This window comes from Flexivirga meconopsidis, assembly GCF_026162425.1.
GTDB lineage: Bacteria > Actinomycetota > Actinomycetes > Actinomycetales > Dermatophilaceae > Flexivirga > Flexivirga meconopsidis.
Genome location: NZ_JAOBQJ010000003.1, coordinates 391,324 through 410,752, shown reverse-complemented (window position 1 = coordinate 410,752; position 19,429 = coordinate 391,324). Strand labels below are relative to the sequence as shown.

At 69.5% G+C, this 19,429-nt stretch carries 18 protein-coding genes and 1 riboswitch; of the genes, 10 read left to right on the top strand and 8 right to left on the bottom strand.

Translation table 11 applies throughout. The features are described 5' to 3' along the window. Window positions 1–3 precede the first annotated feature (3 nt). Window positions 4–1,494: a MocR-like pyridoxine biosynthesis transcription factor PdxR gene (pdxR, locus tag N2M23_RS11695; RefSeq protein ID WP_265445697.1), complete on the bottom strand. Its 1,491-nt coding sequence runs from the start codon at window positions 1,492–1,494 to the stop codon at window positions 4–6. A 66-nt stretch (window positions 1,495–1,560) separates the two neighbouring features. Here pdxR and N2M23_RS11690 point away from each other — a divergent pair, with 66 nt between their 5' ends. The 4 genes from N2M23_RS11690 to N2M23_RS11675 all read left to right on the top strand — a co-directional run bounded on the left by N2M23_RS11690 (window position 1,561) and on the right by N2M23_RS11675 (window position 5,441). Continuing rightward, window positions 1,561–2,475 (top strand): DMT family transporter, encoded by a 915-nt coding sequence (locus N2M23_RS11690; RefSeq protein ID WP_265445696.1) that lies wholly within the window; start codon window positions 1,561–1,563, stop codon window positions 2,473–2,475. A gap of 70 nt (window positions 2,476–2,545) precedes the next feature. Continuing rightward, a riboswitch (SAM riboswitch) is annotated at window positions 2,546–2,649 on the top strand. Between the two features lie 91 nt (window positions 2,650–2,740). Further along, the gene (locus N2M23_RS11685) at window positions 2,741–3,712 is read left to right on the top strand and encodes a MetQ/NlpA family ABC transporter substrate-binding protein (protein WP_265445694.1); all 972 of its coding nucleotides are present in this window, start codon (window positions 2,741–2,743) and stop codon (window positions 3,710–3,712) included. Beyond that, window positions 3,709–4,779 (top strand): methionine ABC transporter ATP-binding protein, encoded by a 1,071-nt coding sequence (locus N2M23_RS11680; RefSeq protein WP_265445692.1) that lies wholly within the window; start codon window positions 3,709–3,711, stop codon window positions 4,777–4,779. Before N2M23_RS11685 ends, N2M23_RS11680 begins: the two co-directional genes overlap by 4 nt. Further along, the gene (locus N2M23_RS11675; RefSeq protein ID WP_265445691.1) at window positions 4,779–5,441 is read left to right on the top strand and encodes a methionine ABC transporter permease; all 663 of its coding nucleotides are present in this window, start codon (window positions 4,779–4,781) and stop codon (window positions 5,439–5,441) included. The genes N2M23_RS11680 and N2M23_RS11675 overlap by 1 nt, the downstream gene beginning before the upstream one ends. Window positions 5,442–5,483: 42 nt before the next feature. Here the strand turns inward: N2M23_RS11675 and N2M23_RS11670 are convergent, their stop codons facing one another. The 5 genes from N2M23_RS11670 to N2M23_RS11650 form a co-directional block, all read right to left on the bottom strand. Further along, window positions 5,484–6,185 carry a nucleotidyltransferase domain-containing protein gene (locus N2M23_RS11670; protein ID WP_265445689.1) on the bottom strand — a complete coding sequence of 234 codons (702 nt, stop codon included), beginning with the start codon at window positions 6,183–6,185 and terminating at the stop codon, window positions 5,484–5,486. Between the two features lie 28 nt (window positions 6,186–6,213). Continuing rightward, window positions 6,214–6,693 carry a VOC family protein gene (locus N2M23_RS11665; RefSeq protein WP_265445688.1) on the bottom strand — a complete coding sequence of 160 codons (480 nt, stop codon included), beginning with the start codon at window positions 6,691–6,693 and terminating at the stop codon, window positions 6,214–6,216. Between the two features lie 40 nt (window positions 6,694–6,733). Further along, window positions 6,734–8,113, bottom strand: a complete 1,380-nt coding sequence (locus N2M23_RS11660) for an HNH endonuclease signature motif containing protein (RefSeq protein ID WP_265445686.1) — start codon at window positions 8,111–8,113, stop codon at window positions 6,734–6,736. 164 nt (window positions 8,114–8,277) lie between these two features. After that, window positions 8,278–9,120: an MBL fold metallo-hydrolase gene (locus N2M23_RS11655; protein ID WP_171153166.1), complete on the bottom strand. Its 843-nt coding sequence runs from the start codon at window positions 9,118–9,120 to the stop codon at window positions 8,278–8,280. Then, window positions 9,117–9,518 (bottom strand): DUF4186 domain-containing protein, encoded by a 402-nt coding sequence (locus tag N2M23_RS11650; RefSeq protein WP_265445684.1) that lies wholly within the window; start codon window positions 9,516–9,518, stop codon window positions 9,117–9,119. The genes N2M23_RS11655 and N2M23_RS11650 overlap by 4 nt, the downstream gene beginning before the upstream one ends. Window positions 9,519–9,834: 316 nt before the next feature. Between N2M23_RS11650 and lon the strand changes: the two genes are divergently transcribed. Then, complete coding sequence (lon, locus tag N2M23_RS11645; protein WP_265445683.1) at window positions 9,835–12,228, top strand: endopeptidase La; 2,394 nt, start codon at window positions 9,835–9,837, stop codon at window positions 12,226–12,228. A 105-nt stretch (window positions 12,229–12,333) separates the two neighbouring features. On the opposite strand, the gene N2M23_RS11640 is transcribed toward lon, so the two are convergent. Then, on the bottom strand, window positions 12,334–13,095 hold the full coding sequence (locus N2M23_RS11640; RefSeq protein WP_265445681.1) for a hypothetical protein: 762 nt from the start codon (window positions 13,093–13,095) through the stop codon (window positions 12,334–12,336). 62 nt (window positions 13,096–13,157) lie between these two features. On the opposite strand from N2M23_RS11640, the gene N2M23_RS11635 reads away from it, so the two are divergent. From N2M23_RS11635 to N2M23_RS11625, 3 genes are all read left to right on the top strand, one after another. Next, the gene (locus tag N2M23_RS11635; protein WP_265445680.1) at window positions 13,158–13,559 is read left to right on the top strand and encodes a CoA-binding protein; all 402 of its coding nucleotides are present in this window, start codon (window positions 13,158–13,160) and stop codon (window positions 13,557–13,559) included. A 75-nt stretch (window positions 13,560–13,634) separates the two neighbouring features. Continuing rightward, window positions 13,635–14,078 (top strand): carboxymuconolactone decarboxylase family protein, encoded by a 444-nt coding sequence (locus tag N2M23_RS11630; RefSeq protein ID WP_265445679.1) that lies wholly within the window; start codon window positions 13,635–13,637, stop codon window positions 14,076–14,078. Further along, window positions 14,030–14,920 (top strand): sigma-70 family RNA polymerase sigma factor, encoded by an 891-nt coding sequence (locus N2M23_RS11625; protein ID WP_265445677.1) that lies wholly within the window; start codon window positions 14,030–14,032, stop codon window positions 14,918–14,920. Before N2M23_RS11630 ends, N2M23_RS11625 begins: the two co-directional genes overlap by 49 nt. Before the next feature lie 21 nt (window positions 14,921–14,941). On the opposite strand, the gene N2M23_RS11620 is transcribed toward N2M23_RS11625, so the two are convergent. Beyond that, window positions 14,942–16,237, bottom strand: a complete 1,296-nt coding sequence (locus tag N2M23_RS11620; protein ID WP_265445676.1) for a chloride channel protein — start codon at window positions 16,235–16,237, stop codon at window positions 14,942–14,944. Window positions 16,238–16,463: 226 nt separating this feature from the next. Between N2M23_RS11620 and N2M23_RS11615 the strand changes: the two genes are divergently transcribed. Continuing rightward, window positions 16,464–18,335 (top strand): 2-oxoacid:acceptor oxidoreductase subunit alpha, encoded by a 1,872-nt coding sequence (locus N2M23_RS11615; RefSeq protein ID WP_265445675.1) that lies wholly within the window; start codon window positions 16,464–16,466, stop codon window positions 18,333–18,335. Continuing rightward, window positions 18,332–19,429, top strand: coding sequence for a 2-oxoacid:ferredoxin oxidoreductase subunit beta (locus tag N2M23_RS11610; RefSeq protein ID WP_265445674.1), 1,098 nt, complete (start codon window positions 18,332–18,334; stop codon window positions 19,427–19,429). The genes N2M23_RS11615 and N2M23_RS11610 overlap by 4 nt, the downstream gene beginning before the upstream one ends.

The following is a 19,429-nucleotide window of genomic DNA, read 5'->3' as shown; positions in this document are numbered from 1 at the left end:
AGACTAACGATCGGCGCCGGGTTCTTGCGGTAGGTGACCGCCAATCGACACGTGTGTACCTACCCATCGGCTGCGCGAGCCGACTGCTGTGGCGATGATTTCGACGGCTTCGGCAAGGCCGGCCGGCGATTCGACACCGTAGCCGACGACCAGCCCCGGATCCCCGGGCGTATGACGGTGCATCCGCAGCGGCTGCGCCCGCACGCCACGCCGGGCGAGTTCGAGCACGAGTTCGTGGTCGTCCAGCCGGCCGGCGAGCGCCGGGAACGTGACCTGGACGTGCAGCCCGGCCGCGACTCCGCCGATCGTGGCGTCCGGCAGGGCCGCGCGGAGCGCGCGCAGCAATGCGTCGCGGCGGTCACGCTGCCGGGACCGCTGGCGGCGCAGGTGCCGGTCGTAGTCGCCGGACGCGATGAAGCGGGCGAGGACGAGCTGCGGCAGCGCCGGTCCGCCGAGGTCGCTGGCCCGCTTGGCGACGACCAGTTCGTCATACAGCCGTGGCGGCGGGACCAGCCAGCCGAGTCGCAGACCGGGGGCCAGTGACTTGGAGGTGCTGCCGGTGTGCGCGACCAGGTCCGGGGCCGTCGGCTGGATCGCGGCCACCGGCGCCCGGTCGTAACGCTGGTCGGCGTCGTAGTCGTCCTCGATGATCAGCCGGCCGCGACCGGCCCAGTCGACCAGTTCGCGGCGCCGGTCCGCGCTCAGTACGACACCGGTCGGAAACTGGTGCGCCGGCGTCACAAAGACGCTCGGCGCGCGCGTTGCGGCCAGCCGTTCGACGACCAGTCCGTGCGTGTCGACCGGCACCGGCCGCGCTCGAAGACCCCAGTGCGCCAGCTGCTCGACGGCGCCGGCAGAGCCTGGATCCTCCACTGCGACAAGGTCTTTGCCGGCCTTGACCTGTGCCTGGGCAAGCAGCGCGAGCGATTGGGCGACGCCGGTGACCACGAGGACCCCGTCCGCGTCGACCCGCAGACCCCGGGTGCGCGCCAGCCACGCCGCGAGCTCGGCGCGCAGCACCGGGTGACCGCGGGGGTCGCCATACCCGAGCTCGGCAGCAGGTGTCTCGGTCAGCACGGCCCGCTCGTGTCGCAGCCACGCGGCACGCGGGAAGTCGGTGAGATCCGGCAACCCCGGATAGAGATCGAGCCGTATGCCGCCCGGCGCCGCTCCAGGATGCGGCGATGTCGGCGTGGTCACGGCCGCGCTGCGCCGGCCCGCGCGCTGCGGCCGGGCCGGCGCCGCGCGCACCGTCGTCCCCGCCCGGGTGCGCCCGTCGACCAGCCCTTCCTCGCGAAGACGCTGGTAGGCCTCGACGACGGCGCCGCGCGCGATCCGCAGATCCGCTGCGAGTTCCCGGGTGGCGGGCAACCGGGCTCCGGGCGCCAGCCGCCCGTCGGCGATCGCGCCGCGCAATTGACCGGTCAGCCATTCGGTGACCCCGCGCGCCGGTGCCCGCGACCGATCGAGCTGCAGGAAGTCGGCACCGGTCATTGGTCCACTATGGCGAGGTTGGATTGGCCCTTCAATAGGTCCAAAACGCCTGCCATCGTCATTGTCATGAGCAGAACAGGTCGAGCCGGGGTCGGTGGCGCGCTGGCGATGTCGTTCGTCGGGGGCAGCGTCGCGGTCAGCGCCGGGCTGTCGCGGGCACCGTTCCTCACCGTCCAGGCATTGCGGTATGCCGTGGCCGCCGTCCTGCTGGTGGCGCTCTGCGCACTCACCGGCCGACGGATCCAGCGGCCGCGTGGTGTCGAGTGGCTGTGGTTGGCCGGGGTCACCGGCTGCGGGCTGATCCTCTTCAACGTCGCGCTGATCGTCGGCGGCGAGCACGCCGAGCCGGCCGTGCTCGGGGTCGCGGTTGCGTGTGTCCCGGTGGTGCTCGCGGCGGTCGGCCCCGTGCTCGAAGGATCGTCCACGACCGCCCGGGCGGTGCTCGCGGCGGCCGTCGTCACGCTGGGCGCCGCGCTCGTCGAGGGCTTCGGTCGCAGCGACGCGGTCGGACTGGTCTGGGCGGTCGTCGTGTTCGCCTGCGAAGCGGGCTTCACCCTGTTGGCAATGCCACTCTTCGCACGGCACTCGCCGTTCGGCGTCTCGGTGCACACCACCTGGCTGGCTGCGGCCGGCTTCGCACTTCTCGGCGTATGGCGCGAAGGCCCGCGCGCCGTCCTGCGGCTCGACGGATCGGAGCTGGCGGCGACCGCATTCCTCGCGGTGTTCGTGACGGCCGGGGCGTTCGTGCTCTGGTATGGCTGCGTCGCGAGCCTCGGCGCCGCTCGCGCCGGGCTGCTCACCGGGATCGCACCGGTGGCCGCGGCGATGACGGGCGTCGCACTCGGGCACCCCTTCCCCGGCATCGGCGTCTGGGCCGGAGTCGCAGTGGTGGCAACGGGATTGGCCCTCGGCTTGCGGTCACGTCACGCCGAGCCGGCGACCCGTCGCAGTGGCGAGGCGATCGAGCCGACGCCGGTGTGAGCCGGGTCACAACCCGTTAGCGGCGTTACGCATTTTGACTTATCCCGTAACTTCGACTTATGTTTTGAGTAGTCACGAGATCCAACGCGAAGCCCTGGCTTGTTGGACGGCAACCCTCACGCACGTGGCGGGGTGCTCCAGGTGATGACTAGGCCATCACGGCAAGCACGGCAGCCCCGGCTACCGCACTGCGCGCAGCAATCCTGCGCGCGGTGCGTTTCGTGCGTGCCGCGCCGTCATACACGAAACATGAGGGATGACAAGGATGTTCGAAACTCCTGGGAGTGTCGGCTCGGACGACCCGAACCGGCCGAAACTGCCTCCGCGCCCACGCAGCGGGACGAGTCGGCGCACCGTCGCCGGCCTCGCAGTGCTCGGCCTGGTTGTCGGCGGGGCGGGTGGCTTCGCCGCTGGTCGCGGCACCGCGCCGAGCGGCTCAGGTGAGTCGCTGCGCACTGTGACGATCGGCGTCACCGATGCCGACCAGGACTACTGGACCACATTCAAGCAGTTGGCCCGCGACAAGGGCATCCGCATCAAGACGGTCAACTTCCAGGACTACACGCAGGCCAACCCTGCGCTGGCGCAGGGTCAGCTCGATCTGAACCTCTTCCAGCACCTGGTCTTCCTGGCCAACTACAACGTCTCGTCGCATCAGTCGCTCACACCGATCGGTTCGACGTATGTCGTGCCGCTCAGTCTCTACTCCTCGAAATACCAGAAGCTGCAGCAGATCCCGGCCGGTGGCAAGGTTGCCATCCCGAACGACCCGACCAACCAGGCGCGGGCGTTGCTGGTCCTGCAGTCGGCCGGGCTGGTGAAGCTCAAGAACGGCGGCAACGTGCTGTCGACCCCGGCCGACATCGACAAGAGCGCCTCGAAGGTGTCGGTCACACCGGTCGACGCCGCGCAGACGGTGACCTCGCTGTCGTCGGTCGACGGCGCGGTCGTCAACAACAACTTCGCCCTCGACGGCAAGCTCGACCCGAGCAAGGCACTCTTCTCCGACGACCCCAAGTCGGCGCAGTCCGAGCCCTACATCAACGTGATCGTCGCCCGCGCGCAGGACAAGGACAACCCGACCTACGCCGAGGTGGTCAAGCTCTATCAGGACCCGCGTGTGCGCAAGCAGGTGATCGCCGAGAGCAAGGGCACCAGCGTGTCGGTGGTGAAGCCCGCGGCGGACCTGCAGAAGATCCTGGCAGGGCTGCAGAAGACCGTCGAGGCATCGTCATGAGCGCCTCGACCCTGACCGCACCGTCCGCCGAAGCCGTGTCCGAGGATCAGCTGATCGCGCGGATCGCCAACGTTTCCAAGGTGTTCGGTCGCGGCGACTCCGCTCACACCGCACTGGAGGAGGTAACCCTCGACATCCCGCGCGGCGAGATCTTCGCGGTGATCGGCTACTCCGGCGCGGGCAAGAGCACGCTGGTGCGACTGCTCAACGGCCTGGAACGTGCCACCTCGGGCACGGTCACAGTCGATGGGACCGACATCACCGCCCTTGCCGGCAAACCGTTGCGTGACGTCCGTCGCCGGATCGGGATGGTCTTCCAGCAGTTCAATCTGATGCGGTCGCGCACCGTGGTCGGCAATGTGTCCTATCCCCTGGAACTCGCCGGGATGGACCGCGCCGAACGCGAGGACCGAGTGGCCCAACTGCTTTCGTTCGTTGGGCTGTTGGACAAGGCGTGGTCCTATCCGGAGGAATTGTCCGGCGGGCAGAAGCAGCGCGTCGGCATCGCCCGGGCACTCGCCACACAACCCGACCTCCTGCTGGCCGACGAGTCCACGTCCGCACTGGACCCGGAGACGACCCGCGACGTGCTCGGCCTGCTGCGCCGGGTCAACGAGGAGCTGGGGATCTCGATCGTGGTGATCACCCACGAACTCGAGGTCGTCCGGTCGATCGCCGACCGGGTCGCGGTCCTGGACGGCGGCCGGGTGGTCGAGACCGGGCTCGTGCGGGACGTGATCGGCACTCCACAATCACCGACAACGCGGCGATTCCTCGCCGCCGCGACCGGCTCAAGCTCGAACGAGGCTCTGCGGCAACACCTTCCGAAGGATCTGCAGGGCACCCTCGTGTCGGTCACGGTGGGTGATGAGCGACGTCTCGGGCGCACATTGAGCGCGGCGGCCCGAGAGCACGGCGTCGACTTCGAAATCCTCCGCGGCGGCGTCACCGAGCTGAAAGCGGAGACCTTGGGCAGCTTCACCCTCGCCCTGACCGGGTCCGCGGACGCCGTCGAGGCCACCGTGCGCGCTCTGCGCGGCATCGGCACGGCGGAGGTGATCTCCTGATGTCCACCGATTGGGCCGCGCTGTGGCCGACCTTCCAGACCGCGATCTTGCAGACGCTGATCATGGCTGTGGTGACGATCGCGCTCGGCGGTCTGCTCGGGCTGCTGCTCGGGGTCGCGCTGTTCACCACCCGGACCGGCGGCCTGCTGGAGAACCGCGCGGTCAACACCGTGCTCAACGTGCTGGTCAACATCATCCGGCCGATCCCGTTCATCATCTTCGTGACGGCGATCGCTCCGCTGACGTTGCGCGCGATGGGCACCACGATCGGCACCACCGCAGCTACCTTCCCGCTGGTCATCGCGGCGACCTTCGGTGTCTCCCGCATCGTCGAGCAGTCTTTGGTCTCGGTCGATCCCGGCGTGATCGAGGCTGCCGAAGCGATGGGCGCCTCACCCTGGCGGATCGTCCGGTCGGTGCTGGTGCCCGAGGCGCTCGGTCCGCTGATCCTCGGCTACACGTTCGTCTTCGTCGCGGTGGTCGACATGACCGCGATCGCGGGGGCCGTCGGTGGCGGCGGGCTCGGTGACTTCGCCATCACCTACGGCTACCACCGCTTCGACTGGGCCGTCACCTGGGTCGCCGTCGCCGCGATCATCGTGCTGGTGCAGTTGGCGCAGTTCAGCGGAAACGCGTTGGCCCGCAAGGCTTTGCGGCGCTGATCTCGGCCGAATGGCGGGGCGACCGGCTTCCGGCCGGGTAGCTCAGGGTTTGCTGCCACGCAGATGTCCCGCCTGCAGCGGGCCGCCGGCCGCGTCGAGCACGGCGCGGCCGGCAGCGACCACCTGCTCAAGGTCGGTGAGCGTCGCCGCCCTGATCAGTCCGAAGCGGTCGGTGTCGTCGCTCAGCCGGAGTTCGCGCAGCAACCACTTGCCGGTCCCGAGCCAGTGCCGGTCCAGGCCGAGCGCGAGTACTGCGGCTTTGCGCCAGGACGTCGCGGCGACGACCGCTGCCTCCGCCGCGTCCCGTGGATCGGCGAGATCGTCGAGCAGGGATGTCAGCGCGTAGCGGCATGCGTCGATCTCGTCGGAGGTGAGCGGGGCGGGACCAGCTGCCATGACCGCGCGCGCCTCGGTCTGCCAATCCTGAGTCGTCGTGCCACTGGTCAGCGAAATACCTTCGGCGGCAAGACGATCCAGCACAGGACGGCGTTCGGCCCGGCCGCGGGCGGTCCAGGTGCGGATCGCAGCCGGCCCGTAGACGAAGGCCTCGACGAGCTGCCCGTCATACCTGCTGGTCTCGACATAGGACACGTCTGCCTGGTCCTCTCCGAGGATGACGAGGACGTCGAGATCGGAGGTGGCGGTGGCGTCTCCCGTCGCCGCGCTGCCGCCGAGGAACGCGATGGCTGCGTCCGGGTGTTTGGCGGCGAGGAAGGCACGGGCTCGCTGGACAAGGTCGGTCACGGTTCGCATGGTGCCGTCGGCATGTCGGTCAGCGTTCGCGGGTGTCGTCGGTGGTGAATCCTGCCCGCTGCGAGCGCTGTTCGAGCGATTCGAGTTCTTGGAAGAACGTCACCTGCCAGCCGGCCGGACCCTGCACACGGGCGTTCAGACTGCGGAACGGCGTCTCGATGGGCGGCGCCAGCACCTCGGCCCCCGCGTCGCGGACGGCGTCCACGGCCGCCGTGGTGTCGGCCACTTCGAGTGCGATCCGAAGTGTTGGCCCGACGTTCGGCGGCATGCCCTCGACCTTGTCGATCGCTTCGGCGTGCTCCCGGGTTGCGAGCTCGATCGTTGCGACCCCGGCGTGCAGGATTGCGACGCGGTCGTCGCCTTCGGTGGCAAAGGCAGCCTGCTCCGGCATACCGAGCACGTCGCGGTAGAACCGCAGCGCCTCGTCGAAGTCGTCGGTCTCGATGATCAGCCGAAGCTGTTTCGGCAGGGCGGCTTTCGGCGGGGTCGCAGCACTCATGGCGTCAGTGTGCTCGGTGACGGGTTCGGACGGCAGTGATTTACGCGGCGGCGTGGGTGTGGCCGGGCATGCGTCCCTCGGTGAGGTCCCAGGTCACGCCGTCGGGGCGGACTCGTGCGGTGAACCCTCGGCGGTGGACTTCCTGGTGATGTCGGCAGCACAACATCGCGGAGTTGGTCAGGCTGGTGGTGCCGCCGGCCCACCACGGCGTCACATGATGGACCTCGCAGAAACCCGGCGGCCGATCGCAGCCGGGGAAGGTGCACCCGCCATCACGTATGAGCACGGCCGCGCGTAACCCCTTGGTCACGAGGCGTTCTCGTCGGCCCACGTCCAACGGTTGACTGGGTCCGCCGAGCACTGCGGGGATCAGGTCCGCGTCACACGCGGCCCGCCGGGCCGCTCCGGCATCGAAGACGTCACCCGCGGGTGTGGTTGCCCCGCCGATCCCTTCGGTCAACGACTTGAGGTCCATCGTCAGCAGGACCGTCGCCGCCGACCCCACCGGAGCCGCCTCGCCGGCAGCGACTTTCGCGCCCGCGGTCACCAATTCGACCAACGCATCCGCTCGGCGTTTGCCCGGAGTGCGGTCATCCCGCACGGTCCTGTTGGCACTGGTGGCTACGGTCGAGTCACCGACACCGGGCGTCTGGTCCGGGGTGGCCGGTCGGGGTGCGGAGCCGGCGGTGATCGCCGCCTTCAGCACCGCGGCATTCGCCGGCGCCAACTCGGCCACGAGTCGGGTCATCCCCGCGGCCGTGGTGCCCCAGGTCAGGGTTTCGACGGTCTCGAGTTTCGCGTCCTGCGCCGACAACGCCTCCGATGCGTAGGTCGCCAGGATCTTCCGGGTCAACGCCTGCACACCCTTGACCCCGAGCGACGGTTCGAGTTGCAGGAACCACGACAACACTTCACCCCGGTCCGCGGACGGCACCACGGGTGCGACCTTGTCCGCATGGGTCAACGCGGCCCGCGCCGTGCTCACCGTGCACGACCCGCGTGCGACGGCTGCCGCGATCACCGCGTTCTTCGGTTCCCGGCACGCCTCCGCCACCACCGCGATCGACTTCGCCTCCACCGGTTCGACCGGCACCCCAGCCGCCGCGGCGTGCCGACACACCCACTGGGTGGTGTTCGCCGCCGTCGAGCCCGCGACCGTGCCCCGGTCGACCGCTTCCGCGGTCGCGACGGTCGCGAGCTGGGCGAACCGGCCTGACAGTCCCAGCAGTGTTTCGGTCAGCGTCTCCAACTGCTCTTCGCCGAGCTGGTGCAGCACGCCCGGCACCTCACCGGCTATCGCCGCGACCGCCTGCAACTGCGCCAAAACCTCCGGCCCACGACCCGGTTCAACCGGCACCCGAACACCATCCTCCGGCACGTCCGGACGATCCGGCAGCGGCACAGCAGAATCGAGAGACACGGCTCGAATCTCCTTCCGCCGCAGTGGTTTTCGTCGTTGTGATCATCATAACGTCGACCACCGACGACCGGAGGTCTGTTCGAACGAACTTCGCGAAACTGTCTGCCCGTGCGACGACGCAGCGTGATCGCTCAGGAGATCGGCGACGAGTCGCCGCGCGGCGCCTATCGTCCGCGGCGGAGGGGTTGCCAAGCGAAACCGGCGGTCGTGCGAGTCACGTGGCCGGGACCGAAGTGGCAGGGCAACAACAGACCTCCGCTGTCGGCGAGTTTCTCCACCAGCTGCCTTCGCGTCTGGTGCGCCCGGTCCGGGTCGAAATCACCGGAGTGCGCCAACGCGAGATCAGCCATCTGAAACGGATGGTGCAGCAGGTCGCCACAGACGACGGCGAACTCATCGCCGTGGCTCAGTTCGACGACCACATGCCCGGCGGTGTGACCCGGGGCGGCACGCACGGTCACTCCGTGCCCCAGATCGACGGGCAGGTCGACCTCATCGATCAATCCAGCGTCGAGCACGGGACGCACGCTGTCCTCGTAGGTGCGGGCCAGGTCCGCCACCGGCCCGTCGACATCCGCCGTGGCCACCAGACTTTGCAGCCAGGCGAGTTCTTCCCGGGGCACCAGGTGCCGGGCGCGGGGAAAGACCGGCACCCAGGAGGCATCGACGAGACGCGTCAGGCCACCGCAGTGATCGGGATGCAGGTGTGTGCACACCACGACATCGACGTCTTCCGGCTCGACGACCGTCGCCAGCCGGTCGAGATAGTCGGTGTGGAACCCATCGTGCGCAGTCAGGACCGGCCGGTGCTTGTCATTGCCGTTCCCGGCATCGACCAGCATCGTCAGGTCGGGCGTGCGCACTACATAGGTGGCGATCGTGAAATCCAGCGAGTCGCCTGCGTAGAGCTCGGGCGTGACGGCCGGGAACATGTCAGCCGGCGCGAATCGCCACGACTCGAGCTCGACGACGCGCTCGACCTCAACCGGCCCGACGCTGTACGTCATGCTTCGCAGTGTGCCGACTGGTCGGCACCACACTCGAGCGCGACCCAGCGGCATACGACCGTGATCACATAGTCGAACTCGGCGGGCGTCAGATCGTGACCCTTGCGAATGCCGTGCGTGCGCTGCAGGCAACTGCGGCAACACGTGCCGGTCGCGTGCTGGGCCCGAAACACCGGATGGCCGCCCCACGGGGTCTGCTTGCCGTCCTTCACCGGCCAGGCAGGCGCGAGTCGCCGCGCGATCAGGTCGCGTGCGTGGTCGCGCACCACCGCCATACCGCGCTGCGCCACGAACTCCCGCTCCGGCGGGCACAGGTGGAAGCGCGCGCGGAACGGCTGGCGGCCGATCGCCGCCAGCCGCGCGTCGATCGTCGCCGGGTCGATGCACGTGATGGACATGCTTCGAGGCTAGAAGCCGGGTGTGACAGTCCGGCGTCCCGTGACCAACCGTGCGCCTGACGTCACCCTCGCTTACGAGACGGCGAGTCCTCTCTCGATCCGGCCCGTCGCGTATGACGGGAGCCGCGCCCCATCCGCTCCCGGACACCGATCGGCACCTGCCCGCGCGAACCGGACCGAAGTCCGCAACTCGGGAATGAAACAACCCGCGCAAGCCTTGAGTGGATAAGACTCAACTTCCGATGAGCGGCCCGGCTCGTCCACCGGCACCGACCGACGAACCCGCCCGGACCGCGCCAACGCTTGTAGGAGAGCGATGACCACGACCTTCGAGCTGCCGGTGCTCTTTCTGCACGACCAGGTGGCTTTGCCCGGAATGACCCTGCCGATCGAGCTGGACGACGAGGCTCGCGCCGCCGTCGACGCGGCCCGCGCGGCCGGCAAGGACCAGCTGCTGCTGGCTCCGCGCATCGACGACCAGTACCCGACCCACGGCGCGATCGCCAAGATCGAGCAGGTCGGCCGCATGCCGAACGGCGAACCCGCCGCCGTGCTGCGCGCCACCCAGCGCGCCAAGATCGGCCGCGGTATCGCCGGCCCCGGCGCCGCCCTGTGGGTGGAGGCCGAGACCGTCGACTCCCCCACGCCGAGCGAGCGCACCCGCGAGCTCGCGACCGATTACAAGCGACTCGTCGTCGCCAGCCTGAAGCGCCGCAACGCGTGGCAGGTGATCGACCACGTCGAGTCCACCGACGACCCGTCCGCGCTGGCCGACCTGGCCGGCTGGGCGTCATACCTCTCGCTGCAGCAGCGCGTGCAACTGCTGGAGGAGGCCGACCTCGACGCCCGCCTGGAGCAACTGATCGCGTGGACCAGCGATCACCTCGCCGAGCAGGAGGTCTCCGACAAGATCGCCAGCGACGTGCGCGACGGCATGGAGAAGAGCCAGCGGGAGTTCCTGCTGCGCCAGCAACTCGACGCCATCCGCAAGGAGCTCGGCGAGAACGAGCCGGAGGGTTCGGAGGACTACCGCGCCCGCGTGGAGGCCGCCGACCTGCCCGACGCCGTCCGCGAAGCCGCACTGCGTGAGGTGGGCAAGCTGGAGCGCTCCAGCGAGCAGAGCCCCGAGGGCGGTTGGATCCGCACCTGGCTCGACACGGTGCTCGAATTGCCCTGGAACGAGAAGACTTCCGATGCCACCGACATCTCGGCGGCGCGTGAAGTGCTGGACGCCGACCACCACGGCCTGGAGGACGTGAAGGACCGCATCGTCGAATACCTCGCGGTGCGCGCCCGTCGCGCCGAGCGTGGCCTGGAAGTGATCGGCGGCCGCGGCTCGGGTGCCGTGCTGGCCCTGGCCGGCCCTCCCGGGGTCGGCAAGACCTCGCTCGGTGAGAGCGTGGCACGGGCGCTCGACCGCAAGTTCGTGCGCGTCGCCCTCGGCGGCGTGCGGGACGAGGCCGAGATCCGTGGTCACCGCCGCACGTATGTCGGGGCGCTCCCCGGCCGCATCGTGCGCGCGATCAAGGAGGCCGGCTCGATGAACCCGGTCGTGCTGCTGGACGAGATCGACAAGGTCGGCTCGGACTTCCGGGGCGACCCGGCGGCGGCGCTGCTCGAGGTGCTCGACCCGGCGCAGAACCACACCTTCCGCGACCACTACCTCGAGCTCGACCTGGACCTTTCGGACGTGCTCTTCATCGCGACGGCCAACTCGCTGGAGACCATCCCGCCGGCCCTGCTGGACCGGATGGAGCTGGTCGGCATCGACGGCTACACCGACGACGACAAGGTCGCCATCGGCGCCCAGCACCTGCTGCCCCGGCAGCTGGAGCGGGCCGCGCTGACCGCCGACGAGGTCACGATCTCGGACGACGCGCTGCGTGAGATGGCCGGCAACTACACCCGCGAGGCGGGCGTGCGGCAGCTCGAGCGGTTGATCGGCAAGGTGCTGCGCAAGGTCGCGACCAACCTCGCGACCGAGAAGGCGACCGCGCCGGTGCATGTCGAGGTCGGCGACCTGCGCGACTACCTGGGTCGTCCCCGGTTCACCCCGGAGTCGGCCGAGCGCACCTCGGTGCCCGGCGTCGCGACCGGGCTCGCGGTCACCGGCATGGGCGGCGACGTGCTCTTCATCGAGGCGGCCAAGCCGCTGTATGACGTCACCCCCGCTGGCGGCGAAACCGTCACGGCCGGAAGCGATTCCGGCGCCAAGGCGGGCGACCCGCGCCTCACGCTCACCGGCCAGCTCGGTGACGTGATGAAGGAGTCGGCGCACATCGCGCTGTCCTACCTGCGGGCGCACGGCACCGAGCAGGGCATCGACCCCTCGACGCTGACCGGCTCGGTGCACCTGCACGTGCCGGCCGGCGCGACCCCGAAGGACGGCCCGTCCGCCGGCGTCACGATGGTCACCGCGCTCGCCTCGCTCGCGACCGGGCGACCGGTGCGCAGCGACGTCGGCATGACCGGCGAGGTCACGCTCAACGGCCGGGTGCTGCCGATCGGTGGCGTGAAGCAGAAGCTGCTCGCCGCGCAGCGGGCAGGCTTGACCACGGTCTTCATCCCGCAGCGCAACGAGCCCGACCTGGACGACGTGCCGCAGGAGGTGCGTGACGCGCTCGAGATCAGGCCGGTGAGCGACGTCGCGGACATCCTCGCCGTGGCTCTCGAGCCGGCGGCCGCGCAACCCCAGGCGGACGCGGCCTGACGCCATACGGCACTGAACGGCACCGAAAGGCCCCGTGGATCTTCTCGATTCACGGGGCCTTTCTCATGCGTGGGCCCGCGCGACCTTCGCCGCTCGCTCCCGATCTCACCGCTCGCGAACGTCGCCTGCTGGAGGACTGACCTGCACCGGCTGCGTCGGGGCCCCGGCGATCGCGTCGGCGAAGCGCAACCAACGTCGACCCCAGATCTGGTCGCTGCGCGCCGCCCGCTCGGTGGCGACGCGCTGCTTGCGCGAGCCCTCGGCATACCTCTTGACGAACCACGGCGACCCGGGGCGGGCCAGTCTGATCGCGCCGACGACGGTCACCAGCGGCAGGAAGATGCCGAACAGCACCACGCGATACTTCCCCTTCAGCGCGCAGATCCAGCTCAACCCGAGGAAGATCGCGAGCACGACCACCGCCGCGATCACGACCACCGGGCCGCCCTCGAAGTCGGCACCGGTGACCGGCGCAAAACCCAGCACCGCCAACGCCAGACACACCGTCGCGAGCGCGACCGCCTGCACCGACGCACGTCCCTCATTGGCCCAGTAGACGTCCTGCAGGTGCAGGATCAGGGCGAACTCGTCGAGCACCAGCGACGCTCCGACGCCGACCGCGATCCCACCCAGGCACCGTATGACGGGGGTCGCGGCGCCCGTGGTCACCACGGCGCCGACGAGCAGCAGGATCAGGCCGGGCACCGCGTGGTGCACGTGCACCCCGGAGTCGGTGACGTTGTCCTTGAACGGCCCCTTGCCCGCCCGGATGAGCCGGGTGATGCCGCGGGTCACCAGGAAGGTCACCACGAACGCCGCGAAGAGCAGCATCAGTGGCAGTCGCGTGCTCTGGAAGTCGCCCGTCATGTGTGCCCCCGATCGTCGGTCCGGTTGACAGTAGTCCCACCGGGCTCACTACCGTCGAGTTCATGACCGACGAGGAAGTCCGGGCCATCCTGCGCGATGCGCGCACGATCGCGGTGGTGGGCGTGTCCGACAAGCCGACCCGGGCGAGCAACGGCGTCGTCGACTACCTGCGGCGTAACACCGACTACGAGCTGTGGTTTGTCAATCCGCGACTGACCGAGCTCTTCGGGCAGCCGGTCTACCCCGACCTTGCCTCGCTGCCCGGCGCGCCCGACATCGTCGACGTCTTCCGCCGTTCCTCCGAGTTGCCGCGGGTCGCCGACGAGGCCGTCGCCGCACACGCCAAGGTGCTCTGGCTCCAGCTCGGGCTCGCCGACGAAACCGTCGCGGCGACAGCGCGATCCGCCGGTCTTCAGGTGGTCATGGATCGCTGTCTCAAGGTCGAGCACCAACGCCTGGTGTAGCGGACTGTCACGTTTCGCAGGGTGCCGGTCGTCGTATCTGGTGACCGACACGACAACCAAACCAAGGAGCACCCGATGCCCACCCAGCGCATGGACCTGTCGACCGTGGCACCCGACGCGATCAAGGCGATCTACGGCATGGAGAAGTACAGCGCCGCCAACGTCGACCCGACCCTCTACGAGCTGGTGAAACTGCGCGCGTCGATGATCAACGGCTGCGCGTTCTGCGTCGACATGCACAGCCACGACGCGACCGAAGCCGGCGAAAAGCCGCAGCGGCTCTACGGATTGGCGGCCTGGGAGGACTCGCCGTTCTACACCGACCGCGAGCGCGCGGCCCTCGCGCTGACCGACGAGGTGACCAGGGTCAGCGAGGGCGGGGTCAGCGACGAGACGTGGAACGCCGTCGCCGACGAGTTCAGCGAGAGGGAGGTGGCCGACCTGCTCATGGCGATCGCGACCATCAACGTGTGGAACCGGATCGCCATACCGACGCTGCAGCAGCCGCCCATCAGGTGACGGCCACGGGCGACCCGCACGCCGCGGCCTGGCAGACCGGCCGGCCGCGGATGCTCGCCCATGCCTACCGCATGCTCGGCTCGTGGCAGGACGCCGAGGACGTCGTACAGGAAGCCTGGCTGCGACTGGCCGGCACCGGCGAGCTGCGCAACCCCGACGCCTTCCTCACCACCACCGTCACCCGGCTCGCGATCGACCGGCTGCGGGCGCGCCAGCGCCGGCAGGAGGACTACATCGGCCCGTGGATCGCCGAGCCGGTGGCTACCGATCGGCTGCCCGACGAGGCTGCCGTCGACCGTGACCTGCTGTCCCTGGCGGCGGTGCAACTACTCGAGCGCCTCACCGCTCCGGAGCGCGCGACCTACGTGCTGCGCACCGGATTCGCCTACTCGTATCAGGAGATCGGCGCCGTCATAGATCACACCGAGGCAAGCTGCCGGCAGCTCTTCCGGCGAGCCACCGCGCGTCTTGGCGGGGACGCGCGGTTCGACACCGATGCCGAGACCCACCGACGGTTGCTCGACGCTCTGGTCGCCGCCTCCAGGGACGGAGCGCTGGCCGACCTGGAGGCGGTGCTCGCCGACGACGCGGTGCTCTGGGCCGACGGCGGCGGCCGGGTGTCCTCGGCACTCAATCCGGTGCTCGGCGCCGACAAGATCGCCCGTTTCATGATCGGGATCTGCAGGGGCGGCGCCCGCTCGACACCTATGCAGGTCAACGGTTTTCCGGCACTGGAGTTCTACGGCGACGCCGACCGGCGGGTGATCACGCTGCGGGTGCAGGACGGTCGCATCGCCGAGATCATGTTCGTCGGCAACCCCGACAAGCTCACCCTCGTATGACGGCGCCGGTATGACGGTGCGTCAACTCTCGATAGGCCCCGCGAGCCGGGCCGAATAGATCGAGTAGCCGTCGATCCACCGGCTGACCGCGGTCGCGATCATCGTCGCGGCGATGATCGGCACCAGCACCGCCACCCCGGTGTGGGTCAGCTCCAGCATCAGCGCCACCCCGGCGAGCGGCGCCTGCATCCCGGCACCCATCATCGCCGCGGCGGTGACCAGCACATAGGCGGTGATCGCCGTGCCGCCCCACGCGTCGTTCCACAGCGTGCCGACGACGGCCCCCAGCGCGGCACCGGTGGCCAGCACCGGGGTGAAGAGCCCACCGGACGCGCCGCTGCCGAGACACATCACCGTCACCAACGGCTTCAGGATCGTCAGGGCCACGAAGAGCGAGACCGATCCGCCGCCGAGAAGTGCCAAATGCGCTGAGTCCGAACCGTTTCCGTAGAGCAGCGGATACTTCAGGCCGAGCAGGGCGAGCACCGAGAAGGCGAGCAACGGGGTGACCAGCAGCCACCGGCCACGCACCGCGTGGTGCGACACGATGCCGATCAGCCGCACGTAGGCAGCGGCGACCCCGCCGACGATCGGGCCGATCACCAACGCGAAGACGACCAGCCCGACGGTCGTGGTCACCTGCGGCACCCCGACATAGACGGCCTGATTGGGCAGGATCAACCAAGCCGTCGCGGTCGACACCGCGCAGCAGGCCAGCGCGGGCAGCACGACCGGCAGGTTGACCGCACCGACCAGCACCTCGGCGGTGAAGAGCGCCGCGCCGAGCGGCACGTTGTAGACACAGGCAAAGCCGGCGCCGGCCCCGCAGGCGACCATCAACCGCACCTGTGCGGGGGTGAAGTGCAGCCGCTCGGCGAGCAGATTGCCGGCGACCGCGCCCATCAGCTTCGGCGCCGCCTCCCGGCCGAGCGAGGCACCGAGCCCGACGACGATCTCGGACAATACCGACGTACCGGTGCTCCGGGTCAGCGAGAGCCGCCCGTGGCCGGTCCACAGGATGTCGTCGACGTCCGTCCTGCGACCGGGTGTGTAGCGCCGCAACACATACCACCCGACGCCGCCGATGACGCCCGCGAGGAGCAGCGGCCAGACCCGGCCCCAGGGTGAGGCATCCTGCACGGCGCGGGCGAAGTCGGGCAGGTCGCTCGCGCCATACGCCAGCCACGAGACGGCCCGCAACAGCAACATCAACAGGCCGCCCAGCAAGCCGGCGGCGACGCCGGTGACCACGATCGCCGCCCAGAACTGCCAGGTGAGCGCCGCCTCCCCGTCGCCGGTCACATTGGGCTGGCTCATCGCCGCGCGCCCGGACGGGAGCCGACGTTTGAGCAGTGGTGGTGGCACTCGCTCGCGTTCGCACTGCACCGGCGTACGGCGGTGACGATGTCCCACGGGTGGGCGGCTCCTTCCCCTGAAGCGGTGCGTCGACACCATGATGACGGGTCCGCCATCCGGCCCTTGTGAGTACACCTGTAGTGCCGCCGCGTAGATTGGGAAGGGAGAGCCGAGCAGGAGAGCCTACGTGAGCACCCTGAAGAACATCGACAGCGTCGTCATCCGATTCGCCGGCGACTCCGGCGACGGAATGCAGCTGACCGGAGACCGTTTCACCAGCGACAGCGCCGTGCTGGGCAACGATCTGTCCACCTTGCCCAACTTCCCCGCCGAGATCCGCGCACCGCAGGGCACCCTGCCGGGTGTCTCGAGCTTCCAGGTGCACTTCGCCGACCACAGCGTGCTGACACCGGGCGACGCCCCCGACGTGCTGGTCGCGATGAACCCGGCGGCGCTCAAGGCCAACCTGGGCGACCTGCCGCGCGGCGCGACGATCATCGTCAACACCGACGAGTTCACCAAGCGGAACCTGTCGAAGGTCGGGTATGCCGAAAGTCCCCTCGACGACGGCTCGCTCGAGTCGTGGCAGGTGCACCCGGTCCCGCTGACCTCGATCACCGTCGAGGCACTGGCCGACTTCGACCTCGGCCGCAAGGACAAGGAGCGCGCGAAGAACATGTTCGCGCTCGGGCTGTTGTCGTGGATGTACACCCGGCCGCTCGACGGCACCCGCGCGTTCCTCGCGACCAAGTTCGCCAAGCTGCCGGACATCCTCGAAGCCAACCTCGCGGCGCTGCGCGCCGGCCATGCGTATGGCGAGACGACCGAGGCGTTCTCCGTGCAGTACGCCGTGGCGCCCGCGCCGATGGACTCCGGCACCTACCGCAACATCACCGGCAACGTCGCGACCGCCTACGGGCTGACCACCGCGGCGCACCGCGCCGGGCTGCCGCTGGTGCTCGGCAGCTACCCGATCACCCCCGCCTCGGACCTGCTGCACAACCTGTCCAAGCTCAAGCACTTCGGCGTCACCACGATCCAGGCGGAGGACGAGATCGCCGCGATCGGGTCGGCGCTCGGTGCGTCCTTCGGCGGCGCGATCGGCGTCACCACGACAAGTGGCCCCGGCCTGGCCCTGAAGTCGGAGACCATCGGCCTCGCGGTGTCGCTGGAGCTGCCGCTGGTCGTCATCGACGTGCAGCGCGGCGGCCCGTCGACCGGGCTGCCGACCAAGACCGAGCAGGCCGACCTGTTGCAGGCGATGTTCGGCCGCAACGGCGAGTCGCCGGTCGCGGTCATCGCGGCGTCCTCGCCGTCCGACTGCTTCGACGCGGCGATCGAGGCGGTGCGCATCGCGACCACCTACCGCACGCCGGTGATCCTGCTCACCGACGGCTACCTCGCCAACGGCTCGCAACCGTGGCGGCTGCCGTCGCTGGACGAACTCCCTTCGGTCGACGTGGAATTCGCCACCGAGCCCAACGCGACCGACGCCAAGGGCAAGCCGGTCTTCCACCCCTACGTGCGTGACGAGCAGACGCTGGCACGAGCCTGGGCGGTGCCGGGCACACCTGGGCTGGAGCACCGGGTCGGCGGCATCGAGAAGGCCGACGGCAGCGGCGAGATCAGCTACGACCCGGCCAACCACGACACGATGGTGCGGCTGCGGCAGGCGAAGATCGACGGCATCGAGGTGCCCGACCTGGAGGTCGACGACCCGGGCGGCGACGCGAAACTCCTTGTCCTCGGCTGGGGTTCGACCTACGGCCCGATCGCCGCGGCCACCCGGCTGGCGCGGGCGACCGGAGCCAAGGTGGCCCGGGCGCACCTGCGCAACCTGGCACCGATGCCGGCCAACCTCGGGGAGGTGCTGCGCTCCTACGACCGCGTGGTGCTGCCGGAGATGAACCTCGGCCAGCTCGCGCTACTGCTGCGTGCCGAATACCTCGTCGACATACAAAGTCACACCGCGGTGCGTGGGTTGCCTTTCACCGCAGTCGAACTCGCTGCGGTGATCAACGAACACCTGGAAGTTCTCCATGAAGGGAGCCGGGCATGAGCATCGATCTCGGTATGCCGGCCAGCGGCGTCGCAGGAGTGCCACGACTGCCCGACGGCGACAAGCAGACCAAGCGCGATTTCACCTCCGACCAGGAGGTGCGCTGGTGCCCTGGCTGCGGCGACTACATCATTCTCAACGCGGTGCAGAGCTTCCTGCCCGACCTGGGGCTGCGCCGCGAGAACATCGTCTTCGTCTCGGGCATCGGCTGCTCCAGCCGGTTCCCCTACTACCTCGACACCTACGGCATGCACTCGATCCACGGCCGGGCGCCGGCGATCGCGACCGGGCTGGCGACCAGCCGGCCCGATCTGTCGGTGTGGGTGGTCACCGGTGACGGTGACGCGTTGTCGATCGGCGGCAATCACCTGATCCACGCGCTGCGCCGCAACGTCAATCTGACGATCCTGCTGTTCAACAACAAGATCTACGGCCTGACCAAGGGGCAGTACTCCCCCACCTCCGAGATCGGCGCAGTCACCAAGTCGACCCCGGCCGGTTCGGTCGACCAGCCGTTCAACCCGGTGTCGCTGGCACTCGGCGCGGAGGCGAGTTTCGTTGCGCGCACGATGGATTCGGATCGCACGCACCTGACCGAGGTGCTGCGTGCCGCCGCCGAGCACCGCGGCAGTTCGCTGGTGGAGATCTACCAGAACTGCCCGATCTTCAACGACGGCGCGTTCGACGTGCTCAAGGACTCCGAGGACGGGCAGGCGCGCATCCTGCACCTGACCGACGGCGAGCCGATCCGGGCCGGCGAGGGCGACACAGCCCGCGTCGTGGTCCGCGGCGCCGACGGCAACCTCTCCGTCGTCCCTGAAAAGGGCGCCGATCCGGCCACGGTCGTCACCCACGACGTGGCCGCTGCCGATCCGTCGCTGGCGTTTGCGATCTCCCGCCTGGACGACCCGTCGATGGCGCACGTGCCGATGGGCATCTTCCGCAATGTCGACCGGCCGACCTACGACGACGGCGTGCGCGCCCAGGTCGCCGCGGCGTCCCCCGACGGGCCAGCGACCGACGCCGAGCTGATGGAGTTGCTGCACGGCAAGGACACCTGGACCGTCGAGGGCTCGATGGAGCCGCGCGCCTGA

Bases quoted from the DNA above. Each gene is read 5' to 3' on its own strand.
- N2M23_RS11685 (WP_265445694.1), top strand. From the start codon at position 2,741: ATGTTCGAAACTCCTGGGAGTGTCGGCTCGGACGACCCGAACCGGCCG.
- pdxR (WP_265445697.1), bottom strand. From the start codon at position 1,494: ATGACCGGTGCCGACTTCCTGCAGCTCGATCGGTCGCGGGCACCGGCG.
- N2M23_RS11675 (WP_265445691.1), top strand. From the start codon at position 4,779: ATGTCCACCGATTGGGCCGCGCTGTGGCCGACCTTCCAGACCGCGATC.
- N2M23_RS11655 (WP_171153166.1), bottom strand. From the start codon at position 9,120: ATGACGTACAGCGTCGGGCCGGTTGAGGTCGAGCGCGTCGTCGAGCTC.
- N2M23_RS11640 (WP_265445681.1), bottom strand. From the start codon at position 13,095: ATGACGGGCGACTTCCAGAGCACGCGACTGCCACTGATGCTGCTCTTC.
- N2M23_RS11630 (WP_265445679.1), top strand. From the start codon at position 13,635: ATGCCCACCCAGCGCATGGACCTGTCGACCGTGGCACCCGACGCGATC.
- N2M23_RS11665 (WP_265445688.1), bottom strand. From the start codon at position 6,693: ATGAGTGCTGCGACCCCGCCGAAAGCCGCCCTGCCGAAACAGCTTCGG.
- N2M23_RS11610 (WP_265445674.1), top strand. From the start codon at position 18,332: ATGAGCATCGATCTCGGTATGCCGGCCAGCGGCGTCGCAGGAGTGCCA.
- N2M23_RS11690 (WP_265445696.1), top strand. From the start codon at position 1,561: ATGAGCAGAACAGGTCGAGCCGGGGTCGGTGGCGCGCTGGCGATGTCG.
- N2M23_RS11650 (WP_265445684.1), bottom strand. From the start codon at position 9,518: ATGTCCATCACGTGCATCGACCCGGCGACGATCGACGCGCGGCTGGCG.
- N2M23_RS11635 (WP_265445680.1), top strand. From the start codon at position 13,158: ATGACCGACGAGGAAGTCCGGGCCATCCTGCGCGATGCGCGCACGATC.
- lon (WP_265445683.1), top strand. From the start codon at position 9,835: ATGACCACGACCTTCGAGCTGCCGGTGCTCTTTCTGCACGACCAGGTG.
- N2M23_RS11620 (WP_265445676.1), bottom strand. From the start codon at position 16,237: ATGAGCCAGCCCAATGTGACCGGCGACGGGGAGGCGGCGCTCACCTGG.
- N2M23_RS11680 (WP_265445692.1), top strand. From the start codon at position 3,709: ATGAGCGCCTCGACCCTGACCGCACCGTCCGCCGAAGCCGTGTCCGAG.